Source organism: Xanthomonas sp. D-36-1 (assembly GCF_017746155.1).
Lineage (GTDB): Bacteria > Pseudomonadota > Gammaproteobacteria > Xanthomonadales > Xanthomonadaceae > Xanthomonas > Xanthomonas cissicola.
The window spans coordinates 27871-54074 of sequence record NZ_JAGHWR010000036.1 but is presented as its reverse complement, the minus strand read 5'-3'; the positions used below and the strand labels follow the sequence as shown (position 1 = coordinate 54074).

Sequence of the window (26204 nt, the reverse complement as noted above, 5' to 3'; positions counted from 1 at the left end):
GCGCATCTGCGTTGCCATCGTCAATCTGGAACTGGCAAGCACCGTCGCAAGTACATCAGCCAAGCAGATCTAGCAGCGCACCAGCTGTTACGAATCCCCAATCCCAAATCCCGGCTCCCCAATCACAACGCACCAGGCTCGCTAGCCTTCACGTTCCACCCCAACCACTGGTAGACCTGATAGCGGGCAATGCCCAGGTATTCGTGCAGGGCCACATCGGCCAGGGTGAAGTTGTAGCTCTGCGGCAGGATCGACCACGTGGCAGTCAGCCAGTCGGCGCGCACCGGTGTGGCATCGATGCCGAAATGGCGGAAATACAATTCGGCGCGACGCAGATGCGTGGCCGAGGACACCAACGCAATGCGATCGGGCCGGTAGTCGCGCAGCAAGGGCTGGCTGAACTGCGCGTTCTGCCAGGTGTTCATGCTCGACGGCTCCATGATCAGATCTGCCCGCGGAATGCCCAGGCCGAGCAGGACACGCTGATAGACCACCGCTTCGGACAGGCCCAGGCCGCGTGCATCGCCGCCGCTGATCTCGATCTTGCAATCGCCACCGCTGTGCCGGCATTGCCAGTACAGCCGCGCCGATTCGACGATGCGGCCATAGGCGAACAGGTTGGCCTCGGCCACCGCGTCGCGGCCTTCCGGGCGCACGGTGCCGGCACCCAGCAGCACGATGACGTTGCGCGCGCCCCACGCGTTGAAATCGTTGACCCCGGTGCGTTGCAGGTGTTGCAGCATCCAGGAGGGCAGCGGACCGCACCCAACCGCGAACACCAGCAGCAAGCTGGCCAGGCCCAACACGCGGGAAAACCGCCGCAATCCGCGTCGGTCGATCAACCAGGCAAACCCGAACAACACGCACACCAGGGCAAGCATCATCGAGAAAGGGTCTCACTCATGGCATGCGGGCAGCCTGCCGGAAACAGGCCCATACGGCAAGGGCATCGCAGTGTGCCGACGGTGCGTGACCGCACCGCGGCATCGCTCAGGTCCAGCCCAACAGCTCGAACAGCGTCAGGATCAGGTACGCCACGCCGCCAGCAGCCGGGATGGTCAGAATCCAGGCCCAGACGATGCGCTCGATCACGCCCAGCCGCAGCGAACGCGGGTTCTTGGCGAACCCCACCCCCATGATGGCGGTGGAAATGCTGTGCGTGGTGGACACCGGCATGCCGAAATGCGCCGCCACGGTGAGCACCGTCGCCGAGCTGGTTTCTGCAGCGAAGCCGTGGATGGGATGCAGCTTGACCATCTTGTGGCCGAGCGTCTTGATGATCTTCCAGCCGCCCGACGCGGTACCTGCAGCCATCACCACCGCGCAGGTCAGCACGATCCACATCGGGATACCGGCGCCGGCGGCCAGGCCGGTGCCCGGATGCAGGAACGACAACCAGCCCGGGAGGTCGTCCAGCGCGCCGGCCGACTGCGCGCCGATCAGGGTCATGGCGATGATGCCCATGGTCTTCTGCGCGTCGTTGTGGCCGTGCGCGTAGCCCATGTACGCGGCCGAGGCGATCTGCGCCTTGCCGAAGAACGCATTGACCCAGCGCGGCCGCGCCAGCCGCCCGATCGGGCCGCCGAGCTTGGACATGCCGGCGATGATCGCCCACAGCAACACCATCACCACGATACCGAGCACGAAACCGGCGATCGGCGAGGTGATCATCGGCACGAACACCTTCCACAACAGGCCCTTGTTCTTGGCCCAGTTGCCGATGTTTTCCGACCAGATCAGCGCGTCCCAGTCGTTGTGCGCCGCGGCCAGGCCGGCGCCGCACAGCCCACCGATCAAGGCATGCGAGGACGAAGACGGCAGGCCCTTCCACCAGGTGATCAGGTTCCAGATGATGCCGCCCAGCAGCGCGCACAGGATCACCTGCGGGGTGACCTCGACCACGTTGGTATTGAGCAGGCCCGAGGCGATGGTCAGCGCCACGGCGGTGCCGGTCAGCGCGCCGATCAGGTTCATGCCGGCGGCCAGCATCACCGCCCAACCCGGCGAGAGCACCTTGGTGGCAACCACGGTGGCGATGGAGTTGGCGGTGTCGTGGAAGCCTTTGATGAACTCGAACACCAACGCGGCCAGGATCACCACCAGAACTAAGGTAAGCACGCGGCGACCTCAGCTGTTCTTCAGCACGATCTGGTAGACCACCACACCGGCCTCGCGGCAGCGGTCGATGGCCTTTTCCAGAATCTCGAAGAACTCCTTGAGCAGGAACATCTGCAACGTGTCCAGGCGGCCGGAATAGATGTCGCGATACAGCTCCAGCATCAGCCGGTCGGCTTCGTTTTCGAGCATGCGCAGCTTGTCGTTGAGCGCGGTCATGCGGTCGATGTTCATGTGCGGCAGGTCGGCCACCATCTCCACGACCACCGCGGCGGCCTGCTCCAGCATCGCCGCGCGCGGGGCGAAGTCGATGTGTTCCAGGTGCTTGGTCGCCAGCGAGTAGCGGTCGGCGAATTTCTCCACCTGCTTGGGAATCTTGTACAGCGCCGAGCCCAGTGCTTCGATGTCTTCGCGTTCGATCGGGGTCATGAAGCTGTCCACCAGCGCCTGGCCGATCTTGTCGGAGGCGGCGCGTTCGCGCAGGCGGGCCAGCTTGAAGGCGTCCAGCGCGGGCTGGCGGTCGGACTCGCGCATCATGGCGTGCAACGCCCTGGTGCTGTCGTAGGCGGCCTGCGCCGCTTCGTTGAGAAGCGCATAGAACTGCTTGCCGGAACCGAAGATGGTCTGCAACGAGAACATGGGTGGACAACTTCCTGCCGTCGAGGGAGAGACGGCGCCAGACGCGAATTATGACCGTTCCATGACCTCTCTGGGTATCTCGCGCCGGGAGCGGCCTTCACATCGACATTTCCCGGCTCGAACCACCCTGTGGTTTGCTACCATGCCACCGCGCCTTCGGGCGCACCCTATGGAAGACGACCCTATCCCCCCGTGTTGCCGCCCGGCCCGTGCGCCCGCCGGTAGCCCCAGCACTCCCCCGCCCTCCCCTTCACTGACCGGGGAAGACGCCCGTGGTTGAGTTTTTGATCGTCATCGCCCTGATCGTGCTGAACGGCTTCTTCGCCATGTCGGAGATGTCGTTGATGACCTCGCGCAAGAGCCGCCTGAAGCAGATGGCCGGTTCCAGCAAGCGCGCCGCACGGGCCCTGGCCTTGGCCGAAAGCCCGGAAAACTTCCTGTCCACGGTCCAGATCGGCATCACCCTGATCGGCATCCTGACCGGCGTGTTCGGCGGCGAGGCGATCGGCGAAGCCATTGCCAGCTGGCTGCAGGGCGTGTTCCCGGCCCTGGCGGGCACGTTCGAACTGGTCGGCAAGCCGCGCCCGTATTCGGTGGTCATCGGCAGCACCCTGGCGGTGGCGCTGATCACGTTCCTGACGCTGATCTTCGGCGAGCTGGTGCCCAAGCGGCTGGCGCTGCGCAATTCCGAAGACATCGCAGGCGTTGTCGCGGTGCCGATGGCCTGGCTGGCCAGGATCGCCGCGCCCGGGGTGTGGGTGCTGGCGCGTTCCACCCGCTTGGTCCTGCGCATGTTGGGCATGGGCAAGGACGAGTCGGCCTCGGTCACCGAAGAAGAGATCCGCATGCTGGTGGCCGAAAGCCACGAGGCCGGCGTGATCGACGCGCACGAGCGCGACATGATGAATCGGGTGATGCGGCTGGGCGATCGCACCGCCGACAGCCTGATGACCCCGCGCAACCGCATCGCCTGGCTGGACGCCAACACCGAGCCGGAACGCAATCTGCAGATCATGCGCGAGCACGAATTTTCGCGCTACCCGGTATACCGCGGCAGCGACCAGGACATTGCCGGTGTGCTGGAGGTCAAATCGCTGGTCACGCGCATGGACGACCACGGCGCGCACCTGTTCCAGGCGCTGCGCGACACCTTGTTCGTGTCCGAGTCCACGCACGCGATGAAGCTGCTGGAAATCTTTCGCGAAGAACAGCAGTCGATGGCGCTGGTGGTGGACGAATACGGCGAAATCCGTGGCTTGGTGACCATCAGCGACCTGATGGGCGCAGTGGTCGGCCGTCTGCAGGCGGTGGAAAATACCGACGAAGACGCACTGGTGGTCACGCGCGCAGACGGCTCGCTGTTGATCGACGGCTCGCTGCCGGTGGAAGAATTGCGCGAAGTGCTCGGTGCCGAACTGCCCGACGCCGACGAAGGCGATTACCACACGCTTGCGGGCCTGTGCATTTACTATTTCGGGCGCATTCCGCAGGCCGGCGAATTCTTCGATTGGGCCGGCTGGCGCATCGAGATCGTCGACCTGGACGGTGCGCGCGTGGACAAGTTGCTGCTGCGCCGGGTGGGCGACGAGGACAGCGATGACATCGTCGGGTGATGGCAGTGCGCCGCGCGATGATGCCAGCGAGCAGATGCGCTACCGCAACGAAGGCATCCGCAGCTTGCTGGCAGCCTTCAGCGAAGGTGATCCGGACCAGGTGTTGCGCGTTCGCGAAATCTTGGCCGACCTGCAGCAAAGCGCCTTCGGCGTGTTCCTGTTTCTTGCGATCCTGCCCTCGTTCATTCCTATTCCCGGCGTTGCCGGTGGCATCAGCGGACCGCTGACGATACTGATCGGGCTGCAGATGATGTGCTGCCTGCGCAAGCCGTGGGTACCGCGCTTTATCGGCGAACGTGGGCCGCGCCGACGGACCAGTCAGCGCTTCGTGGCCAAACTGGGACCGACGCTGCAACGCCTGGATCGTCTGCTCAAACCGCGGCTACATGGCATGCTGGACCGCATGCCGGCACAGTTACTCACTGGCGTGCTGTTGGTGTTGGTCGGCATCTTGCTGACGCTGCCGATCCCTTTCACCAACTATATTTTCGGCTTGATCCTGCTGCTGTTCGCGCTGGCCCTGCTCGAGCGCGACGGCGCGCTGATGCTGGCGGGCTGGGCAGCTGCGCTGATCTCGGTGGCCGCGTTCGGCGTCACCTCCGACCAGCTGGTGGATCTGATTCGCGATTGGTGGCCGGACGCCTGGCGCTGAGCGCAGCGCGTCCGGCACGTCGCCTGCGACGCAGTCACTTCAGATCGACCACGCGGTTGTCCGACAGGCTGCCGGTATCGTCGGTTACCGCCGTCATCACGAAATACAGCGCCTTGCCGAGCAACCCGCTGGGGCCGTCCCAGTACTCGGCCGATTCGGCACGCACGTGGATCAAACGCAGGTTCGGGTCGTCCTTGCCGCCCGGGAAAAACACCTTCATGGCCGGCGACCAGAGTTCGTCGATCTTGGCGCGGTCGTGGATCACGCGTGCAGTGCCGGCCACCGAGACATAGGTGTTCTTCGACGCCGACGCATAGGCCACGTTGACACGCGGATCGGCGGCGATTTCGGCTACTTTCGGGCTGTCGGCGGCGGTAGCGAACCACAGGTCGCCATCGAACTCGACTTCCTGCGTGCCCAGCGGGCGGCTCACCAGCCTGCCGTCGGCCGAGACGGTGGTGAACATCGCGATGTCCACGCCGCGAATCAATTCGGCCAACTGCCTGATGCTCTCGCTGCGTTCTTGAAATTGCATGCTGGTTTTCCCGATGGATGTGCACGCATCACAGCCGATCGCTGCGCAAAGCGACGTGAATCACACCAAGGTCACGTCCAGCTCGCGGCACGCGGCAGCGGCGATTTCGAAGGAGCGCAGACGCGCGGCGTGGTCGTAGATGTTGGCGGTGAACAACAGCTCGTCGGGCGTGTGGCGCTCGATGAACTCGGCCACGCCGCGCGCAATCTGCTCGGCATCGCCAAGCACCGTGCAGGCCAGTGCACGCTCCACGCCGGCACGCTCATGCGGCTGCCAGAAGCTGCCGATATCGTCGATGGGCGGCGGTATCTTGCCCGGCTTGCCGCGCCGCAGATTGACGAAGCTTTGCTGCTGGGTGGTGAACAGACGCTGCGCCTGCGCATGCGTCTCGGCCGCCACCACATTCAGGGCCAGCATCACGTGCGGCTTGGCGAGCTGTGCGGACGGGCGGAATTCGCGTCGATAGATCGCCACCGCTTCGTCCATCGCGTCGGGCGCGAAATGCGAGGCGAACGCGAACGACAAGCCCATCGCGGCGGCCAGGCGTGCGCTGAACAGGCTCGATCCCAATAGCCACACCGGCACCTCCAGCCCGGCGCCGGGCACGGCCTGTACCAGCTGCCCCGGCACCGCCGGCGCGAAATAGCGCATCAATTCGGCCACGTCCTGCGGAAAGTGATCGGCGCTGTCAAAATAGCAACGCAATGCGCGGGCGGTGGGCTGATCGGTGCCCGGCGCGCGGCCCAGGCCCAGGTCGATACGCTGCGGATAGAGCGATGCCAGCGTGCCGAATTGTTCGGCCACCTGCAGCGGCGCGTGGTTGGGCAACATGATGCCGCCGGCACCCACGCGAATGGTCTTGGTGCCGCCGGCGACGTGACCGATCAGCACTGCGGTGGCGGCGCTGGCGATGCCCGGCATGTTGTGGTGTTCGGCCAGCCAGTAGCGCTGATAGCCCCAACGCTCGGCGTGCTGAGCCAGATCGAGCATGTTGGCGAAGGCGTGGGTGGTGTCGCTGCCTTCGCAGACCGGCGCCAGGTCGAGCACGGAAATGGGGGTCATCGAATGACTCCGGGAAGAGTGATGTGCCAGAGATGGGGCTGGCCCGGCGGCATTGCCAGCGGCGTGTTGGGTGCGGTGAGGGATTACAGCATTCCAGCAGTCGGACAACGCATTGGGCGTACGGGCCCAGTCTGACTCGCAATATCCGTGTTGTTGCGCTTGCTGTTGGCGAAGGAGGTGCGGTTGCGGCTGCGGTGAAGAGCGCTGGTCCTTGCTCAGTTGGGCGCACCTTGAATGCCCAGTGTCCGCTGACCACAGACGAACGCATCGACCGCGCGACGAAGCGTGCCCGCTATGGCATCTGGACGCTGGCTATGATGACGCGGTCCCGTCTGCCCCTGTCTATCCATGTCTCCGAGTGCTTCAGCGCGCCCCGAACAGCCCTCGTCTTCTGCGCAGATCGCCGCCCGGATCGATCGGTTGCCGGCCAGCGCCACACTGTGGCGGTTGGTGGGGTTGCTGGCGCTGGGCGGGTTCTTCGAGTTGTACGACCTGTTCCAGACCGCGTACATCAGCCCCGGGCTGATTGGCGACGGCATTTTTGCCAGCGGCGCCGACGGCGCGTTCGGCATGTCCGATCAAGCCGCATTTGCGGCGGCCACCTTCCTTGGGTTGTTTGTTGGCGCCGCGCTATTGAGCCCGTTTGCCGACCGGTTCGGGCGGCGCCCGGTGTTTACCTTCGCCTTGATCTGGTACACCGCTGCGACCGTGGCGATGGGCCTGCAGAGCACTGCCAGCGGCGTGATCGTGCTGCGCTTTGTGGTCGGCATCGGGCTGGGAATCGAACTGGTCACCATCGATACATATCTGTCCGAACTGGTGCCGCGGCACATGCGCAGTGCGGCGTTTGCATTTGCATTTTTCGTGCAATTTCTGGCGGTACCGACGGTCGCGCTGACCGCATGGATGTTGGTGCCGTCTGCGCCGCTGGGGGTGAGCGGCTGGCGCTGGGTGGTGTTGCTCAGCGGCGCGTTTGCGCTGGCGATCTGGTGGCTGCGCAGCCGCTTGCCGGAATCGGCGCGCTGGCTGGCCGCGCACGGCCGGCACGCAGAAGCCGATGCCGTGCTGACCGAACTGGAGGCGCGCTGCACGCGCGATGTGGGTGCGCCATTGCCTGCGCCGCAGGCGGCTACAGCCACGCAGGCCAGCGTGATGCAGAGCGCGCCGCTATGGCGTGCGCCGTATCGCGGGCGCATCGGCATGTTGGTGGTCTTCCATGTGTTTCAGGCGATCGGCTTCTTCGGCTTCGGTAACTGGTTGCCTGCGCTGATCTCGGCGCAGGGCACCGGAGCCGGGGTGACCAAGAGCCTGGCGTATTCGTTTGCGATCTCGTTGGCCTACCCGCTGGCGCCATTGCTGTTGCTGCGTTCTGCGCAGCGCTGGGAAAACAAATGGCAGATCACCGCATCGGCGCTGGGCGCTGTTCTGTTCGGTGGGTTGTTCGCGTTGCAGCATCACGCCGTCGGCATGGTGCTGTGCGGGGCGATGGTCGCGTTCTGCAACGCGTGGATGAGCTTCGCCTATCACGGCTATCAGGCGGAGCTGTTCCCGACCGGCTTGCGTGCACGTGCAGTGGGCTTGTGCTATTCCTTCAGTCGCCTCTCCACGGCAGTGAGCAGCGTGCTGATCGGCTGGTTGCTGACGCAGGTTGGCAGCCATGGCGTGCTGGCCTTCATCGCGCTCAGCATGTCGATCGTGGCGAGCGTGATTGCGGTGTTCGGCCCACGCACGCGCAATCGTGCACTGGAAGACATTGCAGGTGAGTACGGATGAGGAAACGCCTGCGGAACGCCAGGCGTGTAAGCCATCCCGCTGCGTGGGGTTTAGCGCACGTCGGTGCGTGCATGACAACGGTCTCGATTCTGTCAGCAATAGCGGATCAGTGAGCAGCCGGCGGATCTGATCCGCCACCTCTCTGTCGCCACAGGCCGGTGCACCGCCCCCGCCCCCTGGTCGAACCCCCGACCGGTTGCCAGCCGATGATGCGTCATCGCGCGCCGAGCATCGCCGCCAGTTCCGCTGTGCCGGCATGCCCCCGTTCAAGAGGTGCGCTGCCCAGTGTTACCGTGCGGTCTGCCACCGCGGCCAGGCTAGTGCGATGCGACACCACCACCAGCACGCTCTGCGGTAGGCGTGCGCGCAGGGTGCTCAGCACCCGATGTTCGGCATCGGCATCCAGGGCGCTGGTCGCTTCATCCAGGACGGCCAGCGTCGGCCGACGCAGCAATACCTGCGCCAGCAGCAAACGTTGCAACTCGCCGCCGGACAGGCGCCCGCCCTGCGCATGAATCGGCGTGTCCAGACCTCGCGCATCGCGCTGCAGCCGTGCACACATGCCGACATCTGCAAGCACCTCCCACATGCGTGCGTCAGAGGCACCGGGCAACGCCCACTGCAGGCATTCGCGCACTGTGTGCTGCCACGGGCGCACGCCCTGGCCGATGTAGGCGCTGTGTCGCACCAGATGTCGATATGCGGAGAATGTCAGCCAACGTCCGCCCATGTGCGCCCCGAACTGCGCCGGCGGCGTCTGGCCGGAGAGCACATCCATCAGACTGCTCTTGCCCACGCCGGAGGCACCGACCACCAGGGTCATCTGACCTGGCACCAGCAATATCGATTCGATCGCGAGTTGGGGCAGCGGCAGCGCCAGCCCGATGTGTTCGATATGCAGCGCGGCCGGCAATGGTTCGGCCATTTCTTCCGGAACGTGCACGCGCGCAGCGCCCAGGTCGACATAGCGGCGCCACAGCTGCAGCGCCGGCCACGCCGAACGCAATTGCTGAACGCTCTGCCGCGTGGTGACCAGGTACGGCAACAGACGGCCGAGCAACAGACTGACGGCGATCAGCGCAGCACGATCGCCGCCCTGCCATCGATTGGCCAGCACCAGGATGCCGGCGATGGCGACCACCGCGGTGATTTCCAGCAGCAGGCGGCTGCCGGCAACCAATGCTTGCTGCTGCGCATACCCGTGCCCCAGTCGCGCCGAAATGCACTCGTAATGGCGGGTTTCGAGATCTTCGCGCTGAAACGAGCGTACGTGGCGCAAACGACGCGGGAAATCTTCGCTCAGCCAGAACAGCTGCGTCATGTCCGCCACATACGCGCGGCTGATGCGTGCCTGTGCGTGACTGCTGGAGAAGCGCAGACCCCACCATGCCAGCACCGCCAGCAATGGGGTGGTGATCAACAGCCCAGGTGCGATCAGCACCGCGATGCACACGCTCACCAGCGCAGTGATGGCCGCCACCAGCAGCTGCAGAACGGCGCTGAAGCCTTGCGTGGCGATCTCGATGTTGTACGTGAGCACGTTGGCGATTTCTGCCGAGCTGGCCCCGGACAAGGCCGGCAATGGCGCATCGATCAACGCCGCATGCACGCGTCCGCGCAGACCGATGGCATAGCGGCTGGTCAGCTGCGCGGCCAGCCGTGCGCTCTGCCAGCGCAGCGCGGCAAACAACAGGCTCACTGCAATGAACACGCCCGCCTGCATCGCCAGCCCGCCCGGCAAGGCCAGGCGATAGCCTGCCAGCTGCACGCTGTGGCCTGGTTGCACCAGCGGCAGCAGGCACACCGCCACCACGCTGCCGGCCAACGCGGCAGCCAGCGATAACGCGACGTAAAGTGCAATCGTCGGCATGTCTGTCGGCACCAGAGTGCTCGCGAACCGGAGCAATGCAGCGCGCATGCGCTGGCCGGCTGTCATCGCCGGCCGCTCATCCGTGCGCAACATGCAGGCGCCAGTGCGCAAGGAGGGTCTGCGGGCCGGTGGCGTTCCAGGACGCTTGCATGCAGCCACTCATTGCAACAGCTGCAGCAGCGCCTCCACCGAGGCCTGCGGATGCGTGCCACGGTGCAAGGTGAACATGCCGATGCGCTGCACCTGTTCGACAAAGCGCTGCCAGCCGGGCTGACCGGCGGCGTACGGTTGATCGTGGGCCAGGCAGGCGGCGATTTGCTCGCCAGGCACCGCGACCAGGCGCGGTGCAGATGCGATGGCAGGCGACCTGGACACCATCACGACCGCACGCAACTGCATGGGCTTGGACGCGAGATGCGCGTGGCGATGGCGGAGATCGACCTCGAATTTTTCGACGCCGCTGCGGCGCCGGATCACCGGCGATGCGCTGATCCACGCGCGCGTGGGCGGGTCGACCAGTCCCAGCGCTTCGGCACGCAGGTGCAGGAAATTGGCCACGCCGGTGGTGAGCAGGCTATCGGGCGCCACAAAGACACCGTCTTCGGCGACAAAGTCCAGGCCATGCAACAGGCTGTGCAAGGCCAAGGTCGATTTGCCCGCACCGCTAGCGCCAAGCAGCAACACGCTGCGTCCGCATCGACCCACGCACGCGCCATGCAACGGCACCAGCCCAAGGCCACGCGCAGCCAGCAGGAATACTGCGAATTCGATCAGTTCATACCGCACGTGATACGCGTGGGTAAGCATGTCCTCGGACACCACCACCATCGCGCGGCGCTGCGGCACCGACGCCATCAGGTAATTGCAGGCATCCATGACGCCGCACAGCAGGCCGCCGCTGGCGTGCGTGCGCACAGGTGGCGGCTCGGCATCGGTGCGGCCCGGCGCACGCGGCAGCAGGTCCAGCGTGACATGAAATTCCGCAGCGCCCGGCAATCGATGCGCGGGCAACCCCGCGTAGGCGGCATCGACAAGCGCCAGCAGTGCCTCGCTATCGCTCTGGAAATGGAACAGCGCGCCGAGAATCTGCCGGCGCACGCCCAGGCGCCGCGGGCGGTGCTCGCCGAACGGATCTGCCGCCACTGCGGTCTCTGCTGCGATGGCGGCGAAGCCATCGCTCAGCGGCGTGTGTTTTGCCCATGCAGCCGACTGCGGCATGCCTTCATCCGATGCGCCGAATCAGCCGATGTGTGCTGCTTTTCTGCAGAAAGGTTGCATCGCCCAAGCCGTGCCCGCACGCAACGCGGCGCAACCAAAGCCGCCTGCATGCGCACCTACTGCCGAGCCGAACGCCGGCGTCTGCGCACGCCGTTGCTGCGCCCACCTGGCGAGAGAACGAGAGCCTTGTGCAGATGGTAAAGATCCAGGTCAGTCATGCGTATTTCCTGCGTTACGACCCCAAGCAATGGGAGCGCGGCAAGCCCTATCCACCGTTGGCGACGCTGCAGGTCGCAGCGCTGCTGCGCGAGCGTGGGCATGCAGTAAGCCTGTTCGATGCGATGCTGGCCAACGATGTGGAGGACTACACCGCTGCACTGTGCGCGGCGCAGCCGGATCTGGTGGTGTTCTACGAAGACAACTTCAACTTCCTCACCAAGATGTGCCTGAGCCGGATGCGCGAGGCCGCCTGCCGCATGATCGGGCAGGCCCGCGCCGCCGGCTGCCGCGTGATGGTGGCCGGCTCGGATGCGTCCGACAATCCGGATGCGTTCCTGGCCGCAGGCGCGCATGCGGTGTTGATCGGCGAAGGCATCGCCCCGTTGATCTCTTTGCTCGAGCGCATCGAAGCGAAGCCGGATGTCACCACCGAACACTGGCTGTCGGGGGTTGCGCAAATCGCCACCAGCCAGCCTGCGGCAATGCGCATACATCCCGGCGCGCAACCACCGGACGCACGCCTGAGCGGCCTGCCGGCATGGGACCTGGTCGACATGCCGCGCTACCGGCGCTTCTGGCAACAACGGCATGGCCATTTCAGCTTGAACATGGCCGCCTCGCGCGGTTGCCCGTTCCGTTGCAACTGGTGCGCCAAGCCGATCTGGGGCAATCACTACAAGCGCCGTGGCGCCGAAGAGGTGGCCGCAGAAATGATTCACCTCAAACGCAGTTATCGGCCCGACCATATCTGGATGGCCGACGACATCTTCGGCTTCCATATCGATTGGGTGGAGACCTTTGCGCAGCAACTGAGCGATGCCGATGGCGCGATTCCATTCACCATCCAGACCCGCGCCGACCTTGCCAGCGAACGCATGGCCGCAGCGCTGGCGCGCGCCGGTTGCGTGGAGGCCTGGATCGGTGCGGAAAGCGGCAGCCAGCGCATTCTGGACAAGATGACCAAGGGCACCCGGGTCGGCGAGGTCATCGCCGCGCGTGAGCGCCTGGGGACGCAGGGCATCCGCGTGGGCTTCTTCATCCAGCTGGGCTATCTGGGCGAGGAACTCGAGGACATCCTGGCCACGCGCGCACTGGTGACGCAGGCCAATCCGGACATCGTCGGCGTCAGTGTGTCGTATCCCCTGCCCGGCACCAAGTTCTACGAAGAAGTGAAGAATCAGCTGGGCAGCAAGACGCATTGGCAGGATAGCGACGACCTGGCGATGATGTTCCGTGGCGCGTACGACTCCGAGTTCTATCGCGCCGTCCGCGATCTGCTGCACACGCAGGTCGATCTGCAACAGGCGCGTGCTGCGATGACGGCCGATGCGTTCGCGCAGGCATCGGACCAACTGGAAGCACGCTGGTCTGCCTTGATCGCCAGTGAAACCCGGCACCGCAGCGAGCCGATGCCCCCCAGTGCTGCACGTCAGCCACGGCAACTGAGCACCGTCCTGGTGGGCTAGTGCTCGATCGTTCCCACACCGTCCCTTCGACACCTTGCCTGACCGGACCCACGCGCATGCAGCCTTCCCTTCGCACCATCAAGCACCGCCTGCAGACGGCGACCGAACGGCTGGCTCTGGAACTGGCCCAGCCGGGCGATGCATTGCCGCAGTGGGACCGGCTGCAGTGGCAGCTGGCGGCCGCGGCGGCGGCCGCGCACGGCGTTTCGCCATTGTTGCAGCGCCGCTCGTTGTGGAAGAACGCCGAATGGAATGCCTTCCTGGGCGAACAGCGCAACCATGTCGAAGACCGCCATCGGCGTATCGCGCTGCTGCTGACACATATCGATGCCGCTGCGCGCAGTGCCGGCGTCGCGCTGGTGGGATTGAAAGGGACCGCATTGCATCGGCTGGGTGTGTATCTGCCTGGCGATCGGCCAATGGCCGATATCGATCTGCTGGTGGAACCCGACGACGCGCCTGCAGCGGCGGCGCTGTTGTGCGCACTGGGCTATGTCGCCTCCTTCGAGCAGTGGAAGCACCAGGTATTCAAGCCGCAGCAGGGCAAGGCGGTGGCCGGGCTGGGCGAACACCGCGATGCGCCGATCAATATCGAGCTGCACACGCGCATCCAGGAACGTCTGCCGGTGAGCAGCGTGGAGATCACTGCACGCATCCGGCCGGAGCGCCCACAACCGGGCTTGAACCCTTACCCATCGATCGGCGCGTTGATGTGTCATTTGCTGCTGCATGCGGCCGGCGGCATCTGCCACCGCACCATTCGCCTGATGCATCTGCATGATCTTGCCTTGCTGGCAACGCGCATGGGCCCGCGCGATTGGGAGCAATTGTGGGAAGACAGCGCCATGCCGCCATGGTGGGCGTTGCCGCCACTGCTGTTGCTGCAGCGCTATTACCGCGCCGTGGTGCCGGCCGCCGTGATGGCGCGCCTGCAGGCTGATTGTCCTGCGCTGCTGCGCATGCGTGCAGCCAGGCAAACGCTCACCGCCGCATCGTGCTCGAACCTGTGGTTATCGGCGCTGCCTGGCATCGAATGGTCGCGCTCGTTAAACGAAGCGCGACAGTATCTGCACAGCCGTGTGGTGCCTTCGGCAGAAAGCCGCAAGGAGCGCGCGGACATGCTGCAGACCCAGTTATGGCTGCAGGATCAGCCGTGGGTGCGCCACACCCAGGCGCGCCGCCTGGTGACGCGCCTGACCAGGCCGGTGCCGCGCACGGACATGTTGTACGTGGTGCGTGCGGCACTGGATGGCTATCTGCAGCCGGCGTGAGCCAGCACGTGAGGGTTCCGCAGGCGCCATCCGCAGCCTTCAAACGGTGAGTGCAAGGGCGCTGCGAACAACTCGCTGCGTTGCCACGCGCGTCAGCGCACTCGGCGCATTGGTCGCTGATCGCACAACTGGCGATACGACTGCTCGAACAGGCGCGTGGTCAGTGCAGCATCTTCGCGGACGGCGCGGCACTGCGCCGCCCAGGCAAGACGCAAGCGCAGTTCGTCGTCGCCGAGGACCTGGCGGATGGCCTCTGCCATTCCGGCCCAGTCGCCCGGCGGCACCGCCAATGCGCAGACAGGGGCCCACTCGACCAGATGCCCGACCGCAGTTCCCACCGTAGGAACCCCTGCAACGGCAGCTTCCAGCAGCACGAGCGGCCCGGCTTCGTGCAGCGAGGACAGCACCAGCAGATCGGCCGACAGCATGATCGGACGCAATTCGCGCTGGGTCTTGAAACCGAGAAAACGCACCTGCTGCTGCAAGCCGAGCTGCTGCACCAGGCGCTGCATGGCACCGCCCAGCGTGTCGACGCCCACCATGTCCAGGGTGAAGGCAACGCCGGCGCGCTTGAGTGCGGCCATTGCCTGCAACAAGGTGGTCTGATCCTTGACCGGATTGAGGCTTGCCACATGCAGCAGGCGCGCGGTCGGCCCGGTGCGGGCGCGCGGCGCTGCAGGCGGCCAGGCGCGCAGATCCACGCCTAGCGGCACGCGTTGCGCAGCGATGCCCAGCGCCTGCAGCGAATCGATAATGGGCGCGCTGGCAGCCGTTACCTGATCGGCAAGCCGCAGGATCACCGCCTCGCGCAGACGCCCGCGCCATTTGCGGCGGCCGCCATAATCGATGCGATGCAAGGCGACCAGCTCGCCGCCGGCGATATGCACCATGCTGGGACGGCGCAACAGCGTGGCGGCGATCACCGCGATCAAACTGCAATAGCCGGAAAAAATCGCCTGAATCACAGCGAACGGTGCGCGCCTGTGCTCATCGCAGATGGCGGCGATGGCGCGCAGCCGCGTGCGACGCGCGCCGATGTTATGCACCGTGGCACCGCGCAGGCGCCAGATGCCTGGTTGCGGCTCTTGATGCAGCACGAACACGTGCACCTCATGGTTGCGTGCCAGCCACTCGATCAAGGTCAGGAATACCGGAATCACCCGGACTTCCCCGCTACGATCCACACCACCTGGCACCACCAATGCCAGCTTCATGCGGTGCGCTCCGGCGGGGTCGTGCGAAGTTGCGTATAAGCCTGCGCCCAGCGCCGGCCCACTGCGGCAAACGACAGGCGCGCCTCGAAATGGGCACGCACCTGTGCCCGCGAGGGACGTTGCCGGCTGACGCGCAACAACAGTTCCGACAATGCCGATGCATCGCCGACCGGCCACAACTGGCCCACTGCGCCGTCATCGCTGAGCGCACGAAACGACGGAATGGCCGTCAGCAGCGGCAGGCAGCCGCAGGCATAGGCTTCCAGTGCGGCATAACCGCAACTTTCTGCATGGCTGGCAGAAACGAAGACGTCCGCCGCACGCAGCAGCTCCTGCACGCGTGCGTGCCCGACCTTGCCGAGCAAGTGCACGCATCTGGCCAGCTGCGGGTCGGCGCGCAAGCGCTGCTGCACCTGCGCCATCAGTGGCGCCTGATCGAACACGCACCATAACCGCAGACCGGGCAACAGACGCGCAGCGGTGGCCACCGCATCGAGCACACAGAGCGGGTCCTTGGCTGGACTGAAATGGCCGATCCATACCACGCAGGGGTCGCCGTGCACGCGGGTCTGCTCGCGTGCCTGCAATCGGTCGCCAGGGGTGAAGCGGCTGCTGGATTCGGGGATGGCAAACAGCTGCGTGCTGCGGCCAAACAGGCGCGCGCGCACGAACGGCTGCGCCAGTTCCAACGAGGTGAAGGCGATGCCGGCTGCGGCGGCGTAGCGTGCGCGCCACAGGCTTCTGGCCCACCAGCGTGGCGGCCGGTTGGCATGATCCTGCAGCAGGATCGGCAGCTGCGGCAACAGGCGCGCCAGACGCCGCGCGTCGCCGGCGAATTCCAGACCATGCACATGCAGCACATCGACATCGATCTCGTGCAGCAATGCGGCAAGCGCACGGGCACGGACTGCGCTGCCACGCTGGTGCAGATCGGCGAAGCGATAGTCCACGCACTGGCGGCGTAGCCGGGTATTCAAGGCGGAGGCCTGGATCACCGACACCTGCACGCCAGCACTGGCGACAGCTTCGGCGATGTCTGCCAACGTTGGCCAATGCGCGAACACCTGCTCCACGCTCAGGCCATCGGGCGTGGGAACCAGATTCAGGTGTGCGACGTGCAGGCTCATAGGGCCGGCAGCGCCTGGATGGCGATCGACGCAACGTCGCTGCCGTGTGCCGCTGCGACCGCAGCGTGCCACTGACCGGCAGCGCCCAACGCACAGACAGCCGCTGCGGTGTGCAGGATCTTGCTCACGCGATCCGTCGCAGCCGTAGCACCAGCGCAACCGGCACCTGCAACGCCATCTGGTCGAAACGCGCGCCGGCCGGGATATCCGCAGGGTCCAGCATCGGCTCGGACACGGCTTGGATCGCGAACCCGAGTGCGGTGCATGCCGAATGCCAGTGGCTATAGAGATGCTGGGTGTGGCGGACCGCGTAGTGCTGCCCATCGGCCTTGAAGTCGCGCCGCCAGCCCAATGCGTGGCCGATCGGGTGGACGTCGCTGCACAGCACGATGCCGCCCACGCGGGTGACGCGATGCAGTTCTTCCAGCGCCGGCCACAGCTGTTGCAGGTGCCCCAGCACCAGACCGCACACGCTCAGGTCGGTCACCGTATCGGCCAACGGCAAATGATCCAGGCTGCCTTGTTGCAAAACGATGCGTGCGGCCGGCCAGTCCCGTGCGAGCTCGGCACCGGCACGGTGCAGCATCTGCGGCGACAGGTCGACACCGGTCACTTGCCGGGCGCCACGGCGCAGTGCGTGCAGCATGTAGCGGCCGCTGCCGCAGCCGGCGTCCAGCACGTGCTGGCCCTGCAGGCTGGACGGCATCAATGCGAGCATGGCGCGCTCTTCGGCCAGCATCACCGGGTTGTGCGCGTGCGGTGGATACGCCTGCGCCCACAGTGCGTACGCAGCAGCGGGCTCGAGCACCGGCACTGCGCTCATGAAAGCGCTCCGTTGGCAGCGAGCGCGTGGGTAACCTGCGCGGTGTCCTGCGCCGGCCGCTCCTGCGTTAAAAGCTCAAGACCGGGTTCGAGCGCCAGCACCGCCGGGTCGGCCAGCGTGGCATCGAGCAATTTGGGGCGTCCGTCCAGCAACACCGGCACGGTCCGGATGCCGGCCGCGTCGAACCACGGCGCAAAATCCGGATCGGCAACGCGCGGCTTGCCATCGCGAATCACCGCACGCAAGTCGCTGCGCGTGCAACCGATGATGCTGCTGGCAGGCTCGCCGCCGCGGTCGCGCACGATCAACACATCTGCATTGGCTCCAGGCGCGATACGCCCACGCGTTGCCATGCGCAGGATACGCGCGCAGTCACTGGTGACCATGCCAAGCAGTTGGTCCGGTGCCAGTCCGCTCTGGCTGGCGATCTGCAGTTCTTCCAACAGGTCGCGCGCGCCGCTGATGCGCGAATCGTTGCCCAGCGCCAGCCGGCCGGCCATGCACAAACGCCACGGATCGAGCGTGCGCCCGAGCAGCGCCTGATTGCTGGACGGACACCACACCACGGCTGCGCCACGCGCGATCACCCGCTCGACATCCTGCTCACCCATGCCTACGCCGTGGATCAACACCGTGTTGGCGGCCAGGCAGCCGAGCCGGTCGAGTTCATCGAGCTCGGCACGCGCCACCGCATCGGTGCCTTCGGCCAGATGGATCATCCAGGGATGCGCTGCCGGGGTTGCGGCAAAGCTGCCTTGTACGGGCGGGCCGTAGCCCGCCCACCCCAACGCGTAGCTCCAGCCGAAGTCGCGCAGCAGGCTCACCGGGAAATTCGCTTCGTCCAGCGCGGCGTGCCACGGGTCGTGCTGGGCCACGCAGGTGACGCCGGCCAACAGGTTCTTCAAACCGCCATGGCGCAGCCGTACCGCCTTGGGCACGCGTAGTGCGGCGGCGACGTCCGGGTGATGAAAATGCGCCTGAAATGCCTCGATCCATGCGTAGCTATTGCGAAACGGTGCGGCCTGCGGCAGCGGCGGCACGCAGTTGACCTGCAGGTGCTCGTGCGCATTGATCAGGCCCGGCGCCAGCACATGCCCTTGCAGATCCAGGCGCACGGTGCCGGTGCCGAGCGTGCCGCCGAAGCGCCCCGCGCGGATCGCTACCGCGGCACGCGACGGACCGGCCTGGGTGATCGCACGTGCGCCTTGCAGGCAGACATCGGCCATGGCCATCGACCGCTCCACTCAGCGCTTGCGCATTACGATCAGAAAGTGATCGCCCATGTCGCGCAGCAGCGGCAACCCGCCCCAGCGGTCGTCACAGCGGCCCAGGCGCTCGGACAGGCGTGGATTGCGTTCGCAAAACTCCACCAGATACGGCGGCGGCAGGAACAGGCTCAGGGCGCGGTAGCTGTCCAGCACGAAATGCGTCTGGAATGCGCGGTAGAACTCGCGCGGCAGGTGGTACCAGGTCCAGATGGTGTGGCCGTTCATGCCCACCGCGATCGCCCCTTTGGCGGCACGCACCGCCGCGCGTCTGAAGCGCCCGCGCAAGGCGTAATGACCGATTTCCCACGGACAGATCCGCCCGATTACCGAAAACACCAGGCAGCCGTCCGGGCGCAGCAGGCGCGCGCATTGCGCGGCGACGGCCGGCAGATCCGGCGCGCAATTGAGCGGGCCGAAGTTGGAGTACATGCCATCGAAGCTGCCTTCCAGCCGATCGAGTTGCTGGATGCCGACATGCGCGGTAGCGAGGCGTTCTTGCAGACCGTGCGTGGCAGCACGCTGGCGGGTGCGCTCGACCATTGCCGGCGACCAGTCGGTCGCCAGCACGGAATATCCGCGGCGCGCGAATTCGCCAGCATCCAGGCCGGTACCGCAGCCCAGATCGACCAGCCGCGACCCTACCGGCAACTCGCTCGCCACCGTGTCCCACAGCGTGGTGCGCATGCGCTGGATCAGCGCGTTGTTGCCGCGGGGACCATCGTAGTCGGGAGCAACGCTGTCGAACGCACGTTGCGTTTCCAGTAGCTGCTCCGGCGCGACCGTGCCGCCCCGGGCCGCATGCTCACTGATTGACGACATGCGCAGCCTCCCGGACCCGTCCTGTTGTTTTCACCACGCTCTCCGGTCGCAACGCCACCAGTGCGGCATCGCTTGATAGACCCGTGAGTGCGCGGTGTTGCCAGTTTGGTTGCAGCGTGGCGACCGCCGGTCGCGCTGGCTCAGGCGATCACACCCAACAGGCAGGCATTGGCTCAACGCGCCGCATGCGATGTGCGCCCCGACGTTCGCTCTCGTATCGCCTGGGGCCTGCTGCTTGCGCAAACTCAATCCCCCCTGCATGCGCCGCTACCCACTGCAGCCCTCATGCGCCAGCGTGTGCAGGAGCCCGCGCACGACGACGTATCGCATTGCGTAGCACCGCGACCAGCACGCCCAGTCCCGCCCCGGCCAGCAGGCCCCCCGCCCAGGCGGTGACCGCATTTGGAAAGGCCTGGCGGTCGGGCACATACAGCGGCCACGCCAGCGAGGTCTGGTAGGTGTAGCGCCTGGTGAGGCGGGCAACAAGATCGTCGCGCTCGCTCTTCAAGGCGCGAATCGTGGTGTTGCTGTCGGTGAGCAACACGCCCGCCAGTACCTGCGTTGGCGTGGCCGAAGACGCCCCCTGCCCGGCCTGCCACTGCCGCTGTAACTGCTCGCGGTTGGTGGTGGCCGCGCGCAGATCCTCGCTCAAGCCTTGCAGGCGGGCGCGCGCAAGATCGAGCGCAGCTGCGTGGGTGTCGCCGTGCAGCATCTGCAGTTGGCTCACGGTGGCCATGGCCAGCGTGCGCGCCTGCTGCGCCGATTCCGCGCGGATCGTCACACCGATCAGATTGGCGTACGGGTCGGGATCCGGCTTCAGGCTGCCGCGATACAGCTGCGCGGCGCGGCTATCGAGCGGCACCTGCGCCCGACGCAACACCGCATCCTGAAACAGCCGCGTTTTCATGCGATCGATCACCCGCTGGAACGGTTCGACCTTGGGGTCGCGGCCAGCAGGGGTCGGGCCGATTTCGCCAACCTGGATCCACGCGGTGGCCTCCCATTGCGGTCTGGCCAGGCGTGTAAAAGCGAAGGTCAGGCCCAGCACCACCACCAGCGCTGCCACTGCCCAGCGCCATTCCCGGCGCAGGATACGCCACAGGTCGATCAGATAGATTTCGTCGTGTTGATGCATGGGCGCGGCTCTGCAACGGGGGCGATAAGGGGCGTGCTGCACGCTCACGCGGCAGACGGATGTGGGGACAGCCGGTTGGGCAACAGCACCGTGCAGGCATGCAGCACCAGGCACAGCGCGATGAAGCCGAAGTTGGTCCAGGTGAACGCCTGTGGCGCGAACGGCGACATCAGGCAGGCATAGGCGATGCGCAGGAAGATCAGCACATGAAAGATCGACAGCGAGCCATTGAGCCGCCGTACGCTCCACACCAACCCGGCATACAAGGCCAACATCGCAAGCAGGGCACCGGCAGCGCCCCACGCCATCAAGAACGGAAAGAACTCGGTGCCCACATTGATGTTGGGCGCATCCAGCGGAATGCTGGTGCCGGCGGTGGCAATCGAACCAGTGAACGGCACCAGTTGATTGACCAGGAAGCTGGCGTTGACGTAGCCCTTGGCCAGCATCGCCCCGAAGTTATACGGCCCGGCGCTGATGTAGAGCAGCAACCATTGCACGCCCTGCGGCATGGCACGGTAGAACGCGCTGAACGGCAACGCCACGGTGGCCAGGGAACCGGAGCGCAACGCGCCAAGGATCGAAAACACGCCACCGCCGGCCATCACGAGCAGGCCAATGGTCTTCCACGGCAGCCGACGCGCCGGGTCGCGCCGCAACAGCATGACCAGCACGAACGAGAACAAGCCGGCGAAGATGCGGTTGCGATCGATCACCACGATCGGGAACACCAATCCCAACGTCAGCATCGCCGCACGCAACCCACGATGGCGCACGCACAGCAGGGCGATCGGCGGCAGGATCCAGCACATATTGGAGATGTGCCGCACATGCGCACGCAGCGGGCTCAAGGTAGCGTACGAGGTGGGATCGCTGAACAACGGAATCGGAAACAGCACCACATCGGCGATGCAGAACATCGTCACCGTCGCGGCCAGTCCCATCGCCAGAAAGGCATCGCGGGTACCGGGGTAACGGTAGTGGCGAAAGCGCTCGACCGACGGCACCTGTGTGCGTAGCAGCGCGTCGAGCGCGAAGGTGGCCGCTGCCGCAAGCGCCAGCAGCACGATGCCTTTCAGGTAGGCGTGGGGTAGCGCATAGGTCAGCCACGTCAACGCGCAGCTAAGCAACATGGGCAATGCCAGATAGGTCGCCGGACGGCGCAACAGCATGCTCATGCAGGCTCGGCCCCGCGCGCGACGCGTTTTGGACGCCATCTGGCAGGCAGCGACAAGCATGCGTAGACCACGAGATGCACGGCCACCCGGTGCGGCCGGCGCCGCAGAAATTCCACCTTGGCAGCGATGTAATGCGCCTGCGCATGCAGCAGCGTGCGATCGGGCTCATCGAACAACGGTGCGCAGCGCAATGCCACGTGCCGCGACTCGCGCAGGTTGGCGATGCGCGCCGGCACATTCGCGGTCTTGCTGAGGTTGTTGCCATGCAAGCGATAGGCGCATACCGGCAAATCGATGAAACCCAGCGCATTTCCCGCAACCAGGCGCAGGAAGAAATCCCAGTCTTCGATTCGTAGCGACTCGTCCCACCCCCTGCACGCGCGCAAAGCGCTGCGCCGTAGCAGTGCCACGGCGCCACTGACTGCCCACTGCCGTATCACTGCACGCCGGATGCCGGATTCGGAGCGATACAGATCCTTGTCAACCCGGTGCAGATCGCGCATGGCGCTGCCATGCAGCAACTGGCCATGCGCATCGACCACGCAGGCATCGCCGATCACCGCAAGTTTTTGCGGATGTCCGCGCAGATAGCGCACCTGCGCATCCAGCCCGCCGGGCAACAAATAGTCGTCGCTTGCGCCAAGCCGTAGATATTCTCCCCGCGCACGCAATGCCAGCTCGTTGAGCGTGGCGGCCAGTCCCCGATTCTCGCGTTGCACGAAGTGCACCGGTAGCCGATGCCCATGATCGCTGATCCACTGGCTGATCCTTTCGCCGGTGGCATCGCTGGAGCCATCGTCGATGATCACGATCTCCTTGCATGGATACGGGTCTTCCAGGACGCTATCCAGGCAACGCTGCACGAAGCGCGCATGGTTGAACGCCGGAATCAGCACCGACACCAGCGGCCAGCGTGCATGTGCCTGATCGTTCATGCCGCCCGTTCCAGATAGCGCCGCACCACCACGATGTTGAACAACAGATACAGCACGTAGTTGGCGGCAAAGGCATGCATCGCGCCGATCAGCCCGAACCGCGCGGTGAACACGTACACCAGCGCCAGATAGCTCGCTGCGAACACGCATTCGGAGATCACGAACAGCCGTGTCATCGCCTTGGCGAGCATCACGTATGACAGGATGAACGCCGCGATCTTGATCACGTCTCCCAGCAGCTGTGGGCCATACAAGGGCGCCGCAGCGGAAAATTGGGGATCGAACAGGAGCCAGGTCACCCAATCGCGGCATACATAGACGCCCAGCGCCGCCACGATCACCGCCGGCATGACGTGGCGATACGCGCTGCGCAGCTCGCTGCCCAGCCCCGAAGCGCCTTGCAGCGACGCAAGCTTGGGCAGGTAGTACACGTTGATGGCGGTGGTGAAGAACAGCAGATAGGCATCGGAGACCCGGCTTACCGCCTGCCAGTAGCCCACTTGCTCCCAGCCGAACCGCAGCGCCAGATGATTGCGCACCACGATGGTCACCAGCTGCGGCATCAGTGTCGAGGTGAGCGTCATCAGCGAAAATGCCGCCAGCCGACGGGTCATCTGCGCGTCAAAGCGCATCCGCCACATTGCGGGCTGAAAATAGGGGCTACGCCGCAGCGCCGGGACCGCCGCCAGCAGCCACAGGACCTGCCCCAGGACCAGCGCCAGCAGCGCCCCATGTAATTGCGCCCGGCTGGAGAGCCACGCCACCAAGGCAACGCTCAGCACGGCGCCTGTCACGTGCACGAAGGCGAGCCGTCGCACATCCATGAAGCCGTTGATCAGCGCCAGTATGTAATTGAGCAGTGCGATTCCCAGCTGCGCGATCGCCAGCACGCAGATCAGCGGGCGATAGCTCGCATCGCCCAACAGGCGCTCGGCAATCGCTCCACTGAACACCATCGCCAGCAGCGCGATCACGCAGGCCGCGCAGAATGCGTACCACAGCGCCGCACTCAGCAGGCGCGCCAATGCGGGGGCGTCGTTGCGGTACTGCGCCACATACCTGACGATGCCGGCACTGATGCCGCCACCGGCCAATACCGCCAGCACCGACATCAGGTTGAGGAACTGGCCAAGCCGCCCCACGCCCTGCGGCCCGGCATAGACGGCGACCAGCTTGACCACCACCAATGCCGCCAGCAGTTTGGCCAGCGTCGCAACGCCGGTGTAGGCGCTGCTGCGCACGAGATTCATGTGTTGCTGCCGAACGATTGACAGGACGCGATCACATGCGCAACTGCTGCATCGTCCAGCGCCGGCCCCATCGGCAGGCTCAGTACTTCCCGATGCAGCTGTTCGCTCAGCGGCAGGCAGGCCTCGCCCAAAGTGGCGTATGCCGGCTGCCGGTGCGGCGGCACCGGGTAATGAATCTGCGTGTGGATGCCCTGCCGCAACAGATGTGCCTGCAGGGCATCGCGCTGCAGGCTGCGTACCACGAACAGATGCCAGACGTGCTGTTGCTCGGCCACCGGCGCGGGCAGCACGATCAGCGGGTTGCAGATACCGTGCAGATACCGCCGTGCCACTGCACGCCGCAACGCGATCTCGTCCTCCAGATAGCCCAGCTTGACGCGCAGGAACGCAGCCTGCATTTCATCCAGACGCGAGTTCCCCCCCTGGCAGAGATGGTGATACTTCACTTCCGAGCCGTAGTTACGCAGCGCGCGAATGCGCTCGGCCAGACATGCATCCGACGTCGTGACTGCGCCGCCATCGCCCAATGCACCCAGGTTCTTGGTCGGGAAGAAACTAAAGGCCGCCGCATCGCCGAAGGCACCGGCGCGCTGCCCCTGTGCGCTTGCCCCATGCGCTTGCGCGGCATCCTCGATCAGCAGCAGGCCGTAGCGATGGGCCAGGGTCTGCAGGGCCTGCATCTGGGCCAATTGCCCATACAGGTGCACTGCCATGATGGCGCGTGTGCGTGGCCCGATCGCCTTTTCCACCCTTGACGGGTCAATGTTGAAAGTGACCGGGTCCGGCTCGACCGGCACCAGCACCAGATGGTTCTGGCTGATCGCCAGAAACGTCGCGATGAAGGTGTTGGCCGGCACGATGATTTCGTCGCCTTCGCGCAACACCCCCAGCTCACGGTAGCCGCGCAGGATCAACCCCAGCGCATCCAGCCCATTGCCCACGCCGACCGCATGCGTGGTGCCGCAATAACTGGCGAACTCTTCTTCGAAGGCGGCCAGCTCTTGACCGAGCACATACCAGCCGGCATCGATCACACGTGCCGCTGCGGTTTTTAGCTCATCCGCATAGCGCGCATTGACTGCACGCAAATCCAGGAAAGGTACATCCATTACATCAACCATCGATAAACATCCTGTACCACGGCGCGCGCGCCGAAGCGTTCCTTTTGTTCCACCAGGCCTTCGTTGAGTACCTGCCCGCCCTGTTCGGTGGAGATGCCGAAGCTGAAATACTCGCGCTGCGCATAGACATCGGTGATGAGCTCGGCCAGCAGCAGGCTCAACGCATCCAACTGGCGGCCCTGCTCGGAGACCGCCAGGTATTGGGTATGCACACAGCGGCCAAAGTCGAAGACCAACGCGGCGGCGACCAATTGCCCGTCAGCGCGCGCTTCATGCAACACGATCTGCTGCGCAAACCGGCGTTGCAGCAGTGCAAGCTCATCCAGCCGATGCGTCGGTGCCACGCCATGCCGCTGCAGGACCTGGGTCAGCAGCGCATGAAATCCATCGAGCTGGGTCCCGCGCCGGATCTGTACCCCGGCCTTGCGCGCCTTGGCAATGGAACGCCGCCGCTCGGCGCTGAATGCAGGCCGCTCGCGTAGCGCAATCACCGACGACAAATCGCGCCGGCAGAGCTGCGCGCCAAGCCGATGCAGTGCGTACAGCTCTTCTTCGGCCGGGTACGCATGAAAGATATGCGGCACCGGCTTGTAGATGATCTCGCGCACGCCAAGCGCGCGGTAGTGCGCGGCAATCTGCTCGAACACCTGCAAGGCGGCGCCGGCACGCAGCGCCATCGACGACAGCAGCCCGGCATAGGTGAGCCCGGCGTGGCTGCTGACGCAGCTGCCCTGCACATTCGCCGGGAGCACCGCCACGACCGCGTCCTCACGTTGGACCACCAAGGACGCATCCACAAAGCGCTCGGCGTGATAGTCCATATAGTCACGCCGATGCAGCAGATTGCCATTGCGCGACGCCACCACCAGGGCATCCCACGCAGGCGCATCGGCCGGCACGT

The 26204-nt window shown here is 65.5% G+C and carries 23 protein-coding genes; 5 read left to right on the top strand and 18 right to left on the bottom strand.

The genetic code is table 11. From position 1 onward, the window contains the following. Positions 1 to 122 precede the first annotated feature (122 nt). The 3 genes from J7367_RS11860 to J7367_RS11850 all read right to left on the bottom strand — a co-directional run bounded on the left by J7367_RS11860 (position 123) and on the right by J7367_RS11850 (position 2754). Positions 123 to 884: a YdcF family protein gene (locus J7367_RS11860; protein WP_042675941.1), complete on the bottom strand. Its 762-nt coding sequence runs from the start codon at positions 882 to 884 to the stop codon at positions 123 to 125. Positions 885 to 990: 106 nt separating this feature from the next. After that, positions 991 to 2118: an inorganic phosphate transporter gene (locus tag J7367_RS11855; RefSeq protein ID WP_057659748.1), complete on the bottom strand. Its 1128-nt coding sequence runs from the start codon at positions 2116 to 2118 to the stop codon at positions 991 to 993. Positions 2119 to 2127: 9 nt separating this feature from the next. Continuing rightward, positions 2128 to 2754: a DUF47 family protein gene (locus J7367_RS11850; RefSeq protein ID WP_008571222.1), complete on the bottom strand. Its 627-nt coding sequence runs from the start codon at positions 2752 to 2754 to the stop codon at positions 2128 to 2130. A 272-nt stretch (positions 2755 to 3026) separates the two neighbouring features. On the opposite strand from J7367_RS11850, the gene J7367_RS11845 reads away from it, so the two are divergent. Both J7367_RS11845 and J7367_RS11840 read left to right on the top strand, forming a co-directional pair. Further along, positions 3027 to 4367 carry a hemolysin family protein gene (locus J7367_RS11845; RefSeq protein ID WP_057659746.1) on the top strand — a complete coding sequence of 447 codons (1341 nt, stop codon included), beginning with the start codon at positions 3027 to 3029 and terminating at the stop codon, positions 4365 to 4367. Then, positions 4351 to 5019 (top strand): exopolysaccharide biosynthesis protein, encoded by a 669-nt coding sequence (locus tag J7367_RS11840; RefSeq protein WP_057659742.1) that lies wholly within the window; start codon positions 4351 to 4353, stop codon positions 5017 to 5019. The genes J7367_RS11845 and J7367_RS11840 overlap by 17 nt, the downstream gene beginning before the upstream one ends. 34 nt (positions 5020 to 5053) lie before the next feature. On the opposite strand, the gene J7367_RS11835 is transcribed toward J7367_RS11840, so the two are convergent. Together J7367_RS11835 and J7367_RS11830 are read right to left on the bottom strand one after the other, a co-directional pair. Further along, positions 5054 to 5554 carry a pyridoxamine 5'-phosphate oxidase family protein gene (locus J7367_RS11835; RefSeq protein ID WP_007966811.1) on the bottom strand — a complete coding sequence of 167 codons (501 nt, stop codon included), beginning with the start codon at positions 5552 to 5554 and terminating at the stop codon, positions 5054 to 5056. Between the two features lie 60 nt (positions 5555 to 5614). Continuing rightward, positions 5615 to 6616, bottom strand: coding sequence for an LLM class flavin-dependent oxidoreductase (locus tag J7367_RS11830; protein WP_057659741.1), 1002 nt, complete (start codon positions 6614 to 6616; stop codon positions 5615 to 5617). Between the two features lie 348 nt (positions 6617 to 6964). Between J7367_RS11830 and J7367_RS11825 the strand changes: the two genes are divergently transcribed. Continuing rightward, the gene (locus J7367_RS11825) at positions 6965 to 8389 is read left to right on the top strand and encodes an MFS transporter (RefSeq protein ID WP_057659739.1); all 1425 of its coding nucleotides are present in this window, start codon (positions 6965 to 6967) and stop codon (positions 8387 to 8389) included. Between the two features lie 214 nt (positions 8390 to 8603). Here the strand turns inward: J7367_RS11825 and J7367_RS11820 are convergent, their stop codons facing one another. Both J7367_RS11820 and J7367_RS11815 read right to left on the bottom strand, forming a co-directional pair. Next, on the bottom strand, positions 8604 to 10325 hold the full coding sequence (locus tag J7367_RS11820; protein WP_057659736.1) for an ABC transporter ATP-binding protein: 1722 nt from the start codon (positions 10323 to 10325) through the stop codon (positions 8604 to 8606). A gap of 93 nt (positions 10326 to 10418) precedes the next feature. Then, positions 10419 to 11477 (bottom strand): hypothetical protein, encoded by a 1059-nt coding sequence (locus J7367_RS11815; protein ID WP_057659734.1) that lies wholly within the window; start codon positions 11475 to 11477, stop codon positions 10419 to 10421. A gap of 194 nt (positions 11478 to 11671) precedes the next feature. Here J7367_RS11815 and J7367_RS11810 point away from each other — a divergent pair, with 194 nt between their 5' ends. Together J7367_RS11810 and J7367_RS11805 are read left to right on the top strand one after the other, a co-directional pair. Next, entirely contained in the window at positions 11672 to 13162 is a 1491-nt protein-coding gene (locus J7367_RS11810; protein WP_081027528.1) for a radical SAM protein, read from the top strand. 56 nt (positions 13163 to 13218) lie between these two features. Next, positions 13219 to 14433, top strand: coding sequence for a nucleotidyltransferase family protein (locus J7367_RS11805; protein WP_057659732.1), 1215 nt, complete (start codon positions 13219 to 13221; stop codon positions 14431 to 14433). Positions 14434 to 14525: 92 nt separating this feature from the next. Here the strand turns inward: J7367_RS11805 and J7367_RS11800 are convergent, their stop codons facing one another. The 11 genes from J7367_RS11800 to J7367_RS11750 all read right to left on the bottom strand — a co-directional run bounded on the left by J7367_RS11800 (position 14526) and on the right by J7367_RS11750 (position 26202). Beyond that, complete coding sequence (locus J7367_RS11800) at positions 14526 to 15647, bottom strand: glycosyltransferase family 4 protein (protein ID WP_007966823.1); 1122 nt, start codon at positions 15645 to 15647, stop codon at positions 14526 to 14528. After that, positions 15644 to 16774, bottom strand: a complete 1131-nt coding sequence (locus tag J7367_RS11795; RefSeq protein WP_057659731.1) for a glycosyltransferase family 4 protein — start codon at positions 16772 to 16774, stop codon at positions 15644 to 15646. Before J7367_RS11795 ends, J7367_RS11800 begins: the two co-directional genes overlap by 4 nt. A 124-nt stretch (positions 16775 to 16898) precedes the next feature. Then, positions 16899 to 17597 (bottom strand): class I SAM-dependent methyltransferase, encoded by a 699-nt coding sequence (locus J7367_RS11790; RefSeq protein ID WP_007966825.1) that lies wholly within the window; start codon positions 17595 to 17597, stop codon positions 16899 to 16901. After that, the gene (locus J7367_RS11785; protein ID WP_057659730.1) at positions 17594 to 18829 is read right to left on the bottom strand and encodes an amidohydrolase family protein; all 1236 of its coding nucleotides are present in this window, start codon (positions 18827 to 18829) and stop codon (positions 17594 to 17596) included. Before J7367_RS11785 ends, J7367_RS11790 begins: the two co-directional genes overlap by 4 nt. Before the next feature lie 12 nt (positions 18830 to 18841). Beyond that, complete coding sequence (locus J7367_RS11780; RefSeq protein ID WP_022559558.1) at positions 18842 to 19684, bottom strand: class I SAM-dependent methyltransferase; 843 nt, start codon at positions 19682 to 19684, stop codon at positions 18842 to 18844. Positions 19685 to 19967: 283 nt separating this feature from the next. Continuing rightward, positions 19968 to 20819, bottom strand: a complete 852-nt coding sequence (locus J7367_RS11775) for a Wzz/FepE/Etk N-terminal domain-containing protein (protein WP_057659728.1) — start codon at positions 20817 to 20819, stop codon at positions 19968 to 19970. A 44-nt stretch (positions 20820 to 20863) separates the two neighbouring features. Then, a complete protein-coding gene (locus J7367_RS11770) occupies positions 20864 to 21997 on the bottom strand; it encodes a hypothetical protein (protein ID WP_139792710.1) in 1134 nt (377 codons plus the stop codon). Further along, positions 21994 to 22932: a glycosyltransferase gene (locus J7367_RS11765; RefSeq protein WP_057659722.1), complete on the bottom strand. Its 939-nt coding sequence runs from the start codon at positions 22930 to 22932 to the stop codon at positions 21994 to 21996. Before J7367_RS11765 ends, J7367_RS11770 begins: the two co-directional genes overlap by 4 nt. After that, positions 22929 to 24182, bottom strand: a complete 1254-nt coding sequence (locus J7367_RS11760) for an O-antigen translocase (RefSeq protein ID WP_057659721.1) — start codon at positions 24180 to 24182, stop codon at positions 22929 to 22931. The genes J7367_RS11765 and J7367_RS11760 overlap by 4 nt, the downstream gene beginning before the upstream one ends. Continuing rightward, positions 24179 to 25303: a DegT/DnrJ/EryC1/StrS family aminotransferase gene (locus J7367_RS11755; RefSeq protein WP_081027526.1), complete on the bottom strand. Its 1125-nt coding sequence runs from the start codon at positions 25301 to 25303 to the stop codon at positions 24179 to 24181. Before J7367_RS11755 ends, J7367_RS11760 begins: the two co-directional genes overlap by 4 nt. Further along, a complete protein-coding gene (locus J7367_RS11750; protein WP_081027533.1) occupies positions 25291 to 26202 on the bottom strand; it encodes a GNAT family N-acetyltransferase in 912 nt (303 codons plus the stop codon). The genes J7367_RS11755 and J7367_RS11750 overlap by 13 nt, the downstream gene beginning before the upstream one ends. Between the last annotated feature and the right edge of the window lie 2 nt (positions 26203 to 26204).

Excerpts from the sequence above, each read along its gene's own strand:
- J7367_RS11860 (WP_042675941.1), bottom strand. The coding sequence starts at position 884 with ATGATGCTTGCCCTGGTGTGCGTGTTGTTCGGGTTTGCCTGGTTGATC.
- J7367_RS11850 (WP_008571222.1), bottom strand. The coding sequence starts at position 2,754 with ATGTTCTCGTTGCAGACCATCTTCGGTTCCGGCAAGCAGTTCTATGCG.
- J7367_RS11840 (WP_057659742.1), top strand. The coding sequence starts at position 4,351 with ATGACATCGTCGGGTGATGGCAGTGCGCCGCGCGATGATGCCAGCGAG.
- J7367_RS11835 (WP_007966811.1), bottom strand. The coding sequence starts at position 5,554 with ATGCAATTTCAAGAACGCAGCGAGAGCATCAGGCAGTTGGCCGAATTG.
- J7367_RS11830 (WP_057659741.1), bottom strand. The coding sequence starts at position 6,616 with ATGACCCCCATTTCCGTGCTCGACCTGGCGCCGGTCTGCGAAGGCAGC.
- J7367_RS11825 (WP_057659739.1), top strand. The coding sequence starts at position 6,965 with ATGTCTCCGAGTGCTTCAGCGCGCCCCGAACAGCCCTCGTCTTCTGCG.
- J7367_RS11820 (WP_057659736.1), bottom strand. The coding sequence starts at position 10,325 with ATGACAGCCGGCCAGCGCATGCGCGCTGCATTGCTCCGGTTCGCGAGC.
- J7367_RS11815 (WP_057659734.1), bottom strand. The coding sequence starts at position 11,477 with ATGCCGCAGTCGGCTGCATGGGCAAAACACACGCCGCTGAGCGATGGC.
- J7367_RS11810 (WP_081027528.1), top strand. The coding sequence starts at position 11,672 with ATGGTAAAGATCCAGGTCAGTCATGCGTATTTCCTGCGTTACGACCCC.
- J7367_RS11805 (WP_057659732.1), top strand. The coding sequence starts at position 13,219 with ATGCAGCCTTCCCTTCGCACCATCAAGCACCGCCTGCAGACGGCGACC.
- J7367_RS11800 (WP_007966823.1), bottom strand. The coding sequence starts at position 15,647 with ATGAAGCTGGCATTGGTGGTGCCAGGTGGTGTGGATCGTAGCGGGGAA.
- J7367_RS11795 (WP_057659731.1), bottom strand. The coding sequence starts at position 16,774 with ATGAGCCTGCACGTCGCACACCTGAATCTGGTTCCCACGCCCGATGGC.
- J7367_RS11790 (WP_007966825.1), bottom strand. The coding sequence starts at position 17,597 with ATGAGCGCAGTGCCGGTGCTCGAGCCCGCTGCTGCGTACGCACTGTGG.
- J7367_RS11785 (WP_057659730.1), bottom strand. The coding sequence starts at position 18,829 with ATGGCCATGGCCGATGTCTGCCTGCAAGGCGCACGTGCGATCACCCAG.
- J7367_RS11780 (WP_022559558.1), bottom strand. The coding sequence starts at position 19,684 with ATGTCGTCAATCAGTGAGCATGCGGCCCGGGGCGGCACGGTCGCGCCG.
- J7367_RS11775 (WP_057659728.1), bottom strand. The coding sequence starts at position 20,819 with ATGCATCAACACGACGAAATCTATCTGATCGACCTGTGGCGTATCCTG.
- J7367_RS11770 (WP_139792710.1), bottom strand. The coding sequence starts at position 21,997 with ATGAGCATGCTGTTGCGCCGTCCGGCGACCTATCTGGCATTGCCCATG.
- J7367_RS11765 (WP_057659722.1), bottom strand. The coding sequence starts at position 22,932 with ATGAACGATCAGGCACATGCACGCTGGCCGCTGGTGTCGGTGCTGATT.
- J7367_RS11760 (WP_057659721.1), bottom strand. The coding sequence starts at position 24,182 with ATGAATCTCGTGCGCAGCAGCGCCTACACCGGCGTTGCGACGCTGGCC.
- J7367_RS11755 (WP_081027526.1), bottom strand. The coding sequence starts at position 25,303 with ATGGTTGATGTAATGGATGTACCTTTCCTGGATTTGCGTGCAGTCAAT.